Here is a 13522-nt window from a genome sequence, read left to right on the forward strand (position 1 = left end):
GCCAGAGTATCCGCTGACATATACTGACGAAATTCGCGTTGAGAAAATTAACTTCACTATTCGTGAAGAAGAAACCGATGAGCTTGTTCGAGATGCTCGTCAAATCGCGACTCCGGGTGTCCAAGGTGAACGTACCATCAAGACTCGTGTCTACAGTTCTAACGGTCAAGAGGTTGACCGCCAAGAGTTGTCCAACGAGGAAACACTAGCTCCCGTAACGCAAGTGGTCAAGGTCGGTACGGCTAAACCAAACATGGTACCAAGCGATGCGCCAAAAGCAGACGCTTTGCCAGAGTATCCACTGACTTACACAGATGAAACCCTCGTAGAGAAAATAGCCTTTAACATCGAGGAGCAATATACGGATGAGCTTGTTCGAGATGCTCGCCAAATCACAACTCCGGGTGTTCAAGGCGAACGTACCATTAAGACTCGTGTTTACAGTTCTAACGGTCAAGTTGTTGACCGCCAAGAATTATCTAATGAAGAAACACTAGCTCCTATAACACAAATCGTCAAAGTCGGCACGGCTAAGCCAACTATGGTACCAAGTGATGCACCGAAAGCAGACGCTTTAGAGGAGTTCGATTTAATTTCACTGCATAGTCTCTTGGCAGAAGCGAATCAGATTAAAGCTCAGGCCCGTTATTTCAACGATAGTCAGAGTCATCAAGCTAACTATGATGCTGCTTTGACGGCAGGCCAAGCGATTCTGAGCCAATCCCAAGCCAGCCAAGCAGAAGTCAACCAACTGGTGGAACAAATCAATCAAGCCAAGGCGCAATTAAGTGGTCTTGAAGTTGTTAAAACAGCTCTTCAGACTGAGTACGATTTAAATCCAACGGTTAAAACCTCGGTTAAATATAAGAATGCGGATTCAGAAAAGCAGACAGCTTATACTGACGAATTGACCAAGGCAGAGGGAGTTTTGAACAATCAGACTGCTACACAAGTACAGGTCAACCAAGCTCTTGTTAGCCTGACAGCAGCCAAAGAAGCACTAAATGGAGTGCCTAAAGTCAAGCCGACTGTTTCCATTCTAAGTCTGACTGAGAATGCTGATGATAAGTCGGTGACGGTCCAATATAGATTGGAAGACCAGACCCAGTCCTTCCGTTCAGCGACTGCAGAATTGTACCAGGGAGACCAGCTGATTCGCACTCTTCCGATTACCAACTTTGCTGGCAGCTTGAAAATTGGCGACCTAGACTACTACACAGGCTACACTCTAAAAACCAAGTTGACTTATGAACTCGATAATGGCAGCTTTACTGAGTTTGAAACAGACAGTCGTAACTTTGAGCTAGAATACAAGAAGATTGCCTTCCGTGATATTGATTCTGTTGAGTTTTATCATAAAGAAAATGACCAATACAAGCGCTTTGTATCGATGAGCTCTATGCCTACGGATCTGTCTACCTACTTCGTCAAAATCAAGTCAAGCGAATCCAAGGAAATTCTCCTACCAGTTCACAGCATTGCTGAAGCAGAGAAAGATGGCAAGGCAGTCTATAAGGTTAATGTAGCCCTTCCTGAACTCGTCCAAGAAAGTGAGATAGGATACAAGTCTGGGCACGACTTTTACATCAGTAAGGCAGTCCCAAGTCAGCAAAATGTCTACACCAGCTTTGCTGGATTGGTAGACGCTATGAAGCGAAATATGGCAGGAAATTATGTGTTGGGAGCTGATTTGGATGCGAGCGAGGTCAACCTAGCTCCTGCTGATTATGTCTATCTCAAAGGGAACTTCACCGGCAGTCTGACGGGTAGTCAAAATGGCAAGCAATATGCGATTTACAATCTAGCCAAGCCTTTATTTGAAAACCTCAAGAACGGATCTTCTATTACCAATATCGACTTTAAAGACGTGAATATCGTGGGTACCTATGACTCGGCTGCTCTGGCACGCAATGCGGAGAATGCGCTAATCACAGATGTTTCTGTTCTGGGGAGAGTATCGGTAGTAGGCAACGCCTCTAACGTAGCGGGTCTAGTAGTTAATGGAACCAATACGAAAATCACGAATAGTTCCTTTACGGGGACTATCCTATCTAACAGTCAACAAATCAAAGCTTATAATGTAGGTGGTTTGGTTGCAAACCTTAAAGGAGGAGAATCTCTTCTTAGCCAAAGTAAAGCAGATGTAACGATTATTAGTGGTGCACGATCAAATGAACAACGTATCGGTGGTTTGGTTGGACGTCTAGAAAACAATGCTCGAATCACCAAGTCGTATGTGACAGGAAAACTATATAATGCAACCACTAGCGGTCAAATCGGTGGAGTGGTCGGCTCGAACTACTTTAATGGTTTAGTTGATAATGTGATCAGTAATGTTAGCGGTACAAATGTTTACAGTATTTCTGGGGATCAGGGCTACAAAAACGACCGCATTACGCAAGCATATAAAGTTGCTAAAAGTGAAACCTTGAAAAACGATCAGTTTGTTACTTCTACTATTACTCAAGAAGAAATGGAAGAAAAACTGACTGCTATGGACATCACGACTAGCCTAGATGACACGAATCTAAATATGCGTTATGTCGACTATGGTGAGGTAAACAATGCTCAATTCGACCGTGGATATTCTTATGCAAATATGGAGAAACTGCTTCCTTTCTACAATAAAGAAACCATTGTTTCGTTTGCGAACAAGATCCCGAAAGAGCATAAGTTGAATAAGGAGTACCTACTGGATGTTGTTCCGATGAAGGGTGACCAGATTATCACTGATATCCATAGCAATAAAACAGCAATCAATCGTTTGATGCTTCACTACATGGACAATACTATTGACTACCTAGAAATATCTTATAAGGGAGATTTCGTAAATCGAGGTATTGCTGAGTATAGTATCAAGGGATTAGACCTTCTTTATACTCCAGAAGCCTTTGTATCAGATTATACTAGTATTCTAAATCAAGTGTTGCCAGAGCTGAATAAGGTCGTTCTTGATTCGTCAGCTATGCGCACAGTTCTTGGTGTAGCAGCAGATACTTCTTTGGATGAACTATACCTAGACACCGCATTTACGCAAGTGAAAAGCAAACTGTCAGCAGAACTACGAAAAGTTCTGGCTATGGATAAGGCTATCAATACTGAAGGTGAAGTAGTTAAGGATTATCTTGTTAAGAAGATTCTTGCTGATAAAGAAGCTTTCCTATTAGGTTTGACTTACCTTAATCGTTGGTACAATATCAACTATGATAACTTTAATGTTAAGGACTTATCGGCTTACAAGCTTGATTTCTACGGTAAGAATGATGTTTCGACTTTAGATACAATCATTGCTTTAGGGAAGTCAGGATTGGAGAATCTCAAGGCTAAAAATAACTATACAGCTTATGATAATTCGCTCTCTGAAGCAACTGGTAAACGAGGACTCTTCAATTATCTTGAAGGCTATCGTCAGCTCTTCCTGCCTTATAGGACCAATAATGAATGGCTCAAAACCAATACAAAAGCCTACATCGTTGAGGCCAAGTCGGATGTAGCAGAAGCTAGACAGCTTCAGGATGCAGCCGAGGGTAAGAGCAAGTACTCTGTTGGTGTTTATGACAAGATTACTGCAGATAATTGGGAACACAAGGGCATGCTCCTGCCACTCTTGACCATGACGGAGAAGGGTGTCTATGCGATCTCTAATATGTCTACCCTCTCTATGGGAGCTTATGATCGCTATCGCCTTGATGCTAATAACAGGGTCCGCACAGATGCAGAGCTAGCGGAATTTGTCGAAGACCGAGTGAGAAAAACAGCTGAATACCAGCGCGATCACTATGACTTCTGGTATAAGATTCTAAGCGATGAAAGCAAGGACAAGCTCTTCCGTTCTGTTTTGGTTTATGATGGATTCTCATTGGTTGACAAGAATGGTCAAAGATATTGGGCTCCATCTAATGACAAAAAATCACTAGCTATGCAGGAGTTCTTCGGACCAGCTGGTAAGTGGTATCCTAGCAAGGGCTATAATGCCTATGCTACGGGTAGTGTAACTCACTTTGATGCTGCTAAATTGTTGGAAGACTATGGTAACTCAGTCTACACGCATGAGATGACCCATAACTCTGACGGTGCTATTTACTTTGAAGGTTATGGTCGTCGTGAGGGACTAGGTGCGGAACTCTATGCTCGCGGACTCTTGCAATCTTCGCCGAGCGCAGATGAACCAACCATCACGCTCAATACTCTCTTCAAGGTGGACAAGGACTCTAAGACACGTATGCATACCTATAATTTCAAGGAACGTGTTCAAAATGCAGCAGACCTGCAACACTATGTCCATGGTATGTTTGACATGATCTACACCTTGGACTATCTAGAAGGTACTTCTATGCTGAAGCAGAGTGATGCTGCCAAGTTACAGTGGTTCAGGAAGATGGAGAATTACTATATTACAGATAAGTATGGTAAGGAGACTCATGCAGGTAACCAGACGCGAAGCTTTACAGCTGAGGAAATCAAGCAGCTGAAGACCTTTGACTCCCTGATTGAAAATGATGTGATCACTCGTCGGGAGAATAAGGAAAGTGGGAAATATGGTCGAAATGGCTACCTCAGTCTCAGCCTCTTCTCACCAATTTACTCAGCCTTGAGCAATCCAAATGGAGCACCAGGTGATGTTATGTTCCGTCGCACAGCCTATGAATTACTAGCAGCCAAGGGCTACCATGACGGATTTGTCCCTTATGTTTCTGGTCAGTACTCTCAGGAAGCTTTCGATGAAGGGAAGAAAACGTGGGACGGATGGTCTGGAAGAGATGTTGGTCTCGTGACGGACCAGAAAGTCTTGGAAAATGTATTTAAAGGTGAATACACCTCTTGGGCAGCCTTCAAGAAGGCCATGTATAAGGAGCGAATTGATCAGCTGACCAAGTTGAAGCCAATCACCATTGAGTACGAGCTTAAAAATCCAAACAGTACCAAGAAAGTAACCATTCGTTCTTATGCAGAGATGCAGCAATTGATGGATGCAGCAGTAGCAGAGGATGTACGCAACATTACCAATGCTACTAGCCGTGTCGAAGCTAGCTGGGTCAACCTGCTTAAGAAGAAGATTTACAACGCTTATCTTCGTGAGACAGACGACTTCAGACAGTCTATCTTTGAAAGATAAGCATCTTGCAAAGATAGACATGAAAAAAGAAGATCTAAGTGATCTTCTTTTTTCTATGGAATTGCTTGCTTAGTGGAGAAGACGAATAACTTACAAACAAATTGATACATGACAGATTCCTTACTCTAAATGTCTGGAGAGAAATTGGAAATCATTTACCATCTAGTATACTCGTTTTGAAATTTCTTTTGTTTTTCATGAAAATATGATAAAATGATAGTTGTAAAATTTTTTTAAGGAGATTCGGATGAAAACAAAAGCACTTGCTCGCGTAAATGCGATTTTTGGTCTTATTTCAGGTATCGTCTTGCTGTTGGCACCTCTTGTTATGTTTATGATAGCTGTCGGGGCTGCTGCGGCGACGGAGGACTCTGATGCAACAGTTGGTATATTGACGATTTTTTCAATCATTTTGGCATTGGTAAAAATTGCTGTCTTGGTTTTAGGAATTGTGTCTATTGTCTATTACAAGGACGATGAACGTGTGACCCCTGCACCGTCTGTTTTGTTTATCGTAGGTGGTTCTGTTGGATTGATCCCATTCTTGGGATGGGTAGGAGGAATTCTGACAATCATTGGTGGATCCCTCTATTTTGGACTTTTGAAAAAATTCGAGATTCAAGAATAATAACTTTTTGTTAGGAATATTTTCAAATAAGAGAAGGCGCTTAGCCTTCTTTTTTTGTTACCAAGCAGGGGTAGATTTGACAGGATAAATAAGCTTTAATAATCGTAAAATCTAAAGCATTTATTTGAGACAAGGAACTCTTTTTATAGTATAATGGTTGATGTAAAATACCTATATCAAAATATAATACTAGTTATTTTCTTGATAGAGGTTAAAAAGCGAGAGGATTTAGAATGAAAAAGATTTTTGGAGAGAAGCAGCATCGTTTCTCCTTACGAAAATTAGCAATTGGTCTTGTGTCAGCTTCGATTTCAAGCCTATTTTTTGTGTCCATTGCTAGCAGTGGAACCGTATTTGCTCAAGAAAATGTAGCTATTCACTACAAATATGTGACGGATACGGAGTTGAGTGGACAAGAAAAAGACTTGATTGTAAAGGACATTCCTAAAATTGCTGAAGATAGTGAAAGCACCTATTATCTAGTCTACCGTATGGATGAGAAAGCACAGCTAGGTCAGTTGCCCAATACAGGTGGGCAGCATAGTCTTACTAGTGTTTTATCAGGTGAAGCGCTAGCTTCGATTGGCCTTCTTATTTTTGTTGTATCGAAAAAGAAAGGCAAAAAGAAAGCTCTCTTGAATGTGATTTTGGTAACAGGGATGGGCAGAGGTTTGGTTTCTTCAGTTCAGGCTATCGAAAATCAACTTTTGCTACAGTACAATCAAGAATACCAATTATCCCAAGGAGATAGTCTGCCTTTGCCACGTGCCTTATCGGGTTATACCTACCTAGGTTATATTAAGCAAGACAAAGAGATTAATCAGCAAGAAACTGCTGCTAGGGATCAGAAACTTGACTATACGGTTCAACCTCATTTCCAGACCAATGAGGGTGGGCAAAAGGCAGGAGATGAGCAGAAAGCTCCATCTCCTACACTCCCTGCTGAAAAACCAATCCCATCTCAAGATTCATCCAATCAAAAGCCGTCCGGTATTGCTAGTGTAGATCCTCAAGACGAAGTCTTGGCTGGTCGCGTGAACAAACCAGAGCTCCTATACAAAGACCAAGAAATTGTAACCAAACTAGACTTTTCAGAAGTGGTTCAAGAAAATCCAGATCTAGCAGAGGAGACCATCCATGTCAAACAAGAAGGTCGTGCTGGGAAGAAGATTCAACTTGTTCGCATTTTCACTGTTGAAAACCAAGAAATTTCTCGGGAAGTTCTATCAACTAAAGTAGAAGAAGCCTTGCCACGTATAGTAGAGAAAGGGACTAAGAAGGCAGTTGCTCCGAGTGAAGCACCTCAGTCTGCAAGAAAAGGAGAGTCTGAGACTCAGGCTCCATTACCAGAATACAATGGGAATCAAGCGGGAGCGATTGTTGCCCCTGAAACAGCTGAAAAACCTGAATATACTGGCACCCAAGCAGGAGCAGTCGTTGAACCCGAGCAAGTCGCTCCGCTACCTGAGTATCAGGGAACCCAAGCTGGTGCTATCGTCGAACCAGAAAAAGTTGAGCCAGAGGTTGGGGGCGTCCAGTCTGGGGCTTTGGTGGAACCAGAAACGGCTGAGAAACCAACCTATACAGGCGAGCAGTCTGGAGCAATCGTAGAGCCTGAAAAGGTACCACCGACACAAGAGTATACAGGAACTCAAGCGGGAGCGATTGTTGCCCCTGAGATAGCTGAAAAACCAGAATATACAGATACGCAATCAGGTGCAATAGTAGCCCCAGAGACAACTGAAACACCAGCCTATACAGGCACTCAAGCAGGAGCTATCGTTGAACCGGAACAAGTCGCTCCTCTTCCAGAATATACTGGCAATACTGAGCAAGTAAAACCGGAAGCTCCGACAGAAAAACCAAAAGAAAAAGATCCAGAAAAAACACTTGAATTAAGAAATGTTTCGGATCTGGAGTTGTATAGTCAGACCAATGGTACTTACAAACAACACGTTTCTTTAGACGGTGTTCCAAGTAATCCAGACACTTACTTTGTCAAGGTTAAATCTTCGTCATTTAAAGATGTCTATCTACCAGTCGCTTCAATAGCTGCAGAAACGAAAAATGGGCAGCCAGTTTATAAAATCACAGCCAAGGCTGAGAAACTCCAGCAAGAGCTAGAAAATAAATATGTTGATAATTTCACCTTCTACTTAGCTAAGAAGGCTACAGAGGAAACGATAACCTTTACTTCCTTTAGCAACCTGGTCAAAGCTATCAACAAGAATCTCTCTGGAACCTATCATTTAGCAGCTAGTTTGAATGCCAACGAAGTGGAACTGGGACCTGATGAAAGATCTTACATCAAGGGCGCCTTTACTGGTCAGTTGATTGGTGAAAAAGATGGCAAGCAGTATGCTATTTACAACTTGAAAAAGCCTCTGTTTGAAATCTTGAATGGCGCTAGAGTAGAAAAATTGAGTCTGAAAAATGTCTCTATTTCAGGGAAAGATGATATTGGTTCACTGGCCTATGAAGCCCAGAATAACACAAAGATTCAGCAAGTTCACGTCGATGGTGTTCTCGCCGGTGAACGTGGTATCGGTGGTTTGCTAGCTAAGGCGGACCAATCAAGCATCACAGAGAGCATTTTCAAGGGAAGAATTATCAACACTTATGAAACGACTGCTGCCTACAATATCGGTGGTCTGGTCGGTCATTTGACAGGTGACAAGGCTTTACTTACTAAGTCAAAAGCGACAGTAGCCATTTCGTCCAACACAAATAGTTCAGATCAGACAGTGGGTGGTCTTGCAGGTCTAGTAGATCAGGATGCACAAATCCAAGATAGCTATGCTGAAGGCGATATTAACAATGCCAAGCACTTTGGTAGAGTCGCGGGAGTAGCAGGCTATTTGTGGGATCGAAAAACTAATGAGGAACAGCATGCTGGAAGATTGACCAATGTTCTCAGTGATGTCAATGTAACCAACGGAAATGCCATTACCGGCTACCACTACAATGGAATGAAGGTGAAGGACACATTCAGTAGCAAGGCCAACAGAGTCTACAATGTCACTATGGTCAAGGATGAGGTCGTCAGCAAGGAATCCTTTGAAGAAAGAGGAACAATGCTGGATGCTTCCCAAATCGAAAGCAAAAAAGCAGCCATCAATCCTCTCACTCTACCAACAGTGGAGCCCCTTTCAACAAGTGGTAGTAAAGAAAGTGATTTTTCTAAGGTGGCCCATTATCAAGCTAAGCGCGCTTTGGCTTATAAAAATATTGAAAAATTACTACCTTTCTATAACAAGGCAACTATCGTCAAATACGGAAATCTGGTCAATGAGAACAGTCTGTTATATCAAAAAGAGCTCTTGTCAGCAGTTATGATGAAGGATGACCAAGTCATCACAGACATTGTTTCTAACAAAGAGACTGCAAACAAACTCTTGCTACACTACAAGGACCATTCATCTGAAAAACTCAATCTCAAATACCAGGCTGATTTTGCCAAATTAGCAGAATATAGTCTAGGAGATACTGGCCTTCTCTATACGCCAAACCAATTCTTGTATGACCAAAGCTCTATCATCAAGCAAGTCTTACCAGGCTTACAAAAGGTTGACTATCATTCAGAAGCCATCAGAAAGACGCTCGGTATTTCTCCAAACGTTAAGCAGACTGAGCTCTATCTAGAAGACCAGTTCGCCAAAACCAAGGAACAACTGGAAGACAGTTTGAAGAAACTCTTGTCAGCAGATGCTGGACTGGCTGGTGACAACCCAGTTACCAAGGGCTATCTTGTAGATAAAATCAAGCGCAACAAGGAAGCCTTGCTACTTGGTTTGACCTATCTGGAGCGTTGGTACAACTTCAGCTATGGTCAGGTAAACGTCAAAGACCTGGTTCTGTACCACCTGGACTTCTTTGGTAAGGGAAATGCTTTACCACTAGATGCCCTGATTGAGTTAGGTAAATCTGGTTTTAACAATCTTCTAGCTAAGAATAATGTCGATACTTATGGTATCAGTCTTGCCAGTCAACATGGAACGACAGATTTGTTTAGCACTTTAGAACATTACCGAAAAGTCTTTCTACCAGAGAAAAGCAACAATGACTGGTTTAAATCAGAGACTAAGGCTTACATCGTCGAAGAAAAATCTAATATTGAAGAAGTCAGAACTAAGCAGGGACAAGCTGGTACCAAGTATTCTATCGGTGTTTATGATCGCATCACGAGTGCCACATGGAAATACCGCAATATGGTCTTGCCGCTCCTAACCTTGCCAGAGAAATCAGTATTTGTCATCTCAACTATGTCTAGTCTAGGATTTGGAGCCTATGATCGCTACCGCAATAGCGAGCATAAAGCGGGCAAGGCTCTCAATGATTTTGTAGAAGAAAATGCGCGTGAAACAGCCAAACGCCAGCGAGATCACTACGATTATTGGTATCGTATTTTAGATGAACAATCACGTGAAAAACTCTATCGTACCATCTTGCTTTATGATGCTTATAAGTTTGGTGATGACACAACCTCTGGAAAAGCTACAGTGGAGGCTAAGTTTGATAGTTCCAATCCAGCCATGAAGAACTTCTTTGGCCCAGTTGGCAATAAGGTAGTACACAACCAGCATGGAGCCTACGCAACAGGAGATGGTGTCTACTATATGTCTTACCGTATGCTCGACAAGGATGGAGCCATTACTTATACCCATGAAATGACCCATGATTCAGATCAGGATATCTACCTTGGCGGTTATGGTCGTAGAAGTGGCTTGGGACCAGAATTCTTCGCAAAAGGCTTATTGCAAGCCCCTGACCAACCGAGTGACGCAACCATTACCATCAATTCTATCTTGAAACACTCAACATCAGATAGTACAGAGGGCTCCCGTCTGCAAGTCTTGGATCCGACAGAGAGATTCCAAAACGCATCAGATCTTCAGAACTATGTCCACAACATGTTTGACCTCATCTACATGTTGGAATATCTCGAGGGACAATCAATCGTTAATAAACTAAGTGTTTACCAGAAAATGGCGGCTCTCAGAAAGATTGAGAACAAGTATGTGAAAGATCCAGTAGATGGCAATGAGGTATACGCTACTAACGTAGTCAAAGAATTGACAGAAGCAGAGGCCCAAAAACTAACTAACTTTGATAGTTTGATTGACCATAACATCTTGTCAGCTCGTGAGTACCAGTCTGGTGAATACGAGCGAAATGGCTACTATACGATTAAACTCTTTGCCCCAATCTTTTCAGCTCTCAGCAGTGAGAAAGGCACACCAGGGGACCTTATGGGACGTCGGATCGCTTACGAACTTTTGGCTTCCAAAGGCTTCAAGGATGGAATGGTACCTTATATCTCTAACCAATACGAAGAAGCTGCCAAACAAAAAGGTAAAACTATCAATCTCTATGGTAAAGAACGAGGATTGGTGACAGATGAACTTGTATTGAACAAGGTATTTGAAGGGAAGTATTCATCTTGGGCTGCCTTTAAGAAAGCCATGTATAAAGAACGTGTGGATCAGTTTGAGAACTTGAAGCAGGTGACCTTTAAAGATCCGACAAAACCATGGCCAAGCTATGTAACAAAGACTATTAATAAAGTAAGTGAATTGCAGGCCCTCATGGACCAAGCTGTTCTCAAGGATGCTGCAAGTCCTCGTTGGAGTGACTATAAGCCAGAGATTGACAGTGCTGTTCATAAGTTGAAGAGAGCAATCTTTAAGGCCTATCTTGACCAAACAAACGACTTCAGAACCTCTATTTTTAAGAAATAAGGGTTGGAAAATGAAAAGGGAGGATCGATAGATCTTCTCTTTTTATGTCCTGCTGTCTGAAAGCTGGTAGGCGATTTGTTTGTGACTGAGAAGGTCTTTTGTTTCTGGGGCAAATGTGGTAGAATGATAGCTACGAGAGAAGGAGGTTTTTATGGAGAGAGATAGATTGGTTCGACTCAATTGGAGACTGGGCATGCTGGCAGGAGTGACCTTACTTTTTGGGCCTGTCCTACGATTTTTGCTATCCTATACTGGGGCTCTCATCTATAAAGATCCTTCAAAGATGTTGGTCGTAACGGTTGCCTTTTCCTTGCTCCTGACATTTTTTAAGATTTTAATGATTGCATTAGGGACCTTTATGTTAATCTATTTTGAAGAAGATCAACAACTTCGAAAGCTGCCTTCTATTCTATTTATCATTGGTGGCGTGCTGGGATTTCTTTCAGCGACCGAGTGGATAGGAGGATTTCTAATCATTAAAGGTGCTGTTTCTTTTGCTAAATTTTTGAAAGAAGTTCGTGGCCTTGTCTGAAAGTCTAGTGAAACAATCCGTTGGAGGGTTGTTTTTTATTTAAAGAATTATCTGGCGAAAGAATATGTTAGCAAAATGCTTTTTTTATAAGAAAACATGATGTAATACAACTTGAAAAAAAGGAGAATATTATGAAATAATCTTTCATTACATCGTATTTAACATTTATTTAAAAGCTTCCATTGCTTTAGAGGGAGTCTTTATAAAAACTTCGAACCCTAATACTATTTTAAAAGTTATTCCACTGGGTTCTCAAAATAAAACAATTCCTGTTGATCATGTTGCAAGTGTAGATAGTTCATTTCGTCTTGATTTCAAATCATTTGCTTGGGGTATCATTTTCGCTCTTATTGGCCTTTCAATGATGCAAAATTCATTTATCGGAGGATTGATATTAGCGGCTTATGGTGTATTAACAGTGCTAAGTGCTTTTCAAACTCTACTAGTTTTGCATCTTACTTCTGGTGGAACACATGTTGTCAGTGTGGTAGTATTTGAAAAAGCTAATCTTAAAAATTGTAAAGAAACAATTGAAGGTCTAATTCATAATCGTTACAATGATACTAATGTAACTAAGAATACTGATCGTTTAATTGATGCTTTAAATAACAAATAATTGCAATCGTTTCTTGATTGAATATCGCGAATTAATAATAACTAGATGAGAGGACACTGTTCTCTCTTTTTAGTTGATTTTAACTAGCTTTTTTGTGAAAAATTGTGTAAAATAGAATAGATAAACGAGGGAAACCTCGAAAAATAAAAGGAGAATCCATCTAATGGTAAAATTGGTTTTTGCTCGCCACGGTGAGTCTGAATGGAACAAAGCTAACCTTTTCACTGGTTGGGCTGATGTTGATTTGTCTGAAAAAGGTACACAACAAGCGATTGACGCTGGTAAATTGATCAAAGAAGCTGGTATCGAATTTGACCAAGCTTACACTTCAGTATTGAAACGTGCGATCAAAACAACAAACTTGGCTCTTGAAGCTGCTGACCAATTGTGGGTTCCAGTTGAAAAATCATGGCGCTTGAACGAACGTCACTACGGTGGTTTGACTGGTAAAAACAAAGCTGAAGCAGCTGAACAATTTGGTGATGAGCAAGTTCACATCTGGCGTCGTTCATACGATGTATTGCCTCCAAACATGGACCGTAACGATGAGCACTCAGCTCACACTGACCGTCGTTACGCTTCACTTGACGACTCAGTAATTCCAGATGCTGAAAACTTGAAAGTGACTTTGGAACGTGCCCTTCCATTCTGGGAAGACAAAATCGCGCCAGCACTTAAAGATGGTAAAAACGTATTCGTTGGAGCTCACGGTAACTCAATCCGTGCCCTTGTAAAACACATCAAACGCTTGTCAGACGATGAAATCATGGACGTGGAAATCCCTAACTTCCCACCATTGGTATTCGAATTTGACGAAAAATTGAACGTAGTTTCTGAATACTACCTTGGAAAATAAAATTCAAAGGAGTCTTTAGACTCAAGATTAAAAAGT

The 13522-nt window shown here is 41.5% G+C and carries 6 protein-coding genes; all 6 read left to right on the forward strand.

Features of this window, described 5'->3' with window-relative positions; all coding sequences use genetic code 11:
* A partial coding sequence (locus HMPREF2853_RS04385; protein ID WP_070535013.1) for a ZmpA/ZmpB/ZmpC family metallo-endopeptidase occupies nucleotides 1-5116 on the forward strand: 5116 nt, incomplete at its 5' end.
* Between the two features lie 247 nt (nucleotides 5117-5363).
* The gene (locus tag HMPREF2853_RS04390) at nucleotides 5364-5744 is read left to right on the forward strand and encodes a hypothetical protein (protein ID WP_000849881.1); all 381 of its coding nucleotides are present in this window, start codon (nucleotides 5364-5366) and stop codon (nucleotides 5742-5744) included.
* 233 nt (nucleotides 5745-5977) lie between these two features.
* The gene (locus HMPREF2853_RS04395) at nucleotides 5978-11482 is read left to right on the forward strand and encodes a ZmpA/ZmpB/ZmpC family metallo-endopeptidase (RefSeq protein WP_070535015.1); all 5505 of its coding nucleotides are present in this window, start codon (nucleotides 5978-5980) and stop codon (nucleotides 11480-11482) included.
* A gap of 151 nt (nucleotides 11483-11633) precedes the next feature.
* Entirely contained in the window at nucleotides 11634-12014 is a 381-nt protein-coding gene (locus HMPREF2853_RS04400) for a hypothetical protein (protein WP_070535016.1), read from the forward strand.
* 361 nt (nucleotides 12015-12375) lie between these two features.
* Nucleotides 12376-12630 (forward strand): hypothetical protein, encoded by a 255-nt coding sequence (locus HMPREF2853_RS04405; protein WP_070535018.1) that lies wholly within the window; start codon nucleotides 12376-12378, stop codon nucleotides 12628-12630.
* Between the two features lie 163 nt (nucleotides 12631-12793).
* Nucleotides 12794-13486 carry a phosphoglycerate mutase gene (locus HMPREF2853_RS04410; RefSeq protein WP_070535020.1) on the forward strand — a complete coding sequence of 231 codons (693 nt, stop codon included), beginning with the start codon at nucleotides 12794-12796 and terminating at the stop codon, nucleotides 13484-13486.
* Nucleotides 13487-13522: the final 36 nt, after the last annotated feature.

Source organism: Streptococcus sp. HMSC077F03 (genome assembly GCF_001812375.1).
GTDB lineage: Bacteria > Bacillota > Bacilli > Lactobacillales > Streptococcaceae > Streptococcus > Streptococcus oralis_S.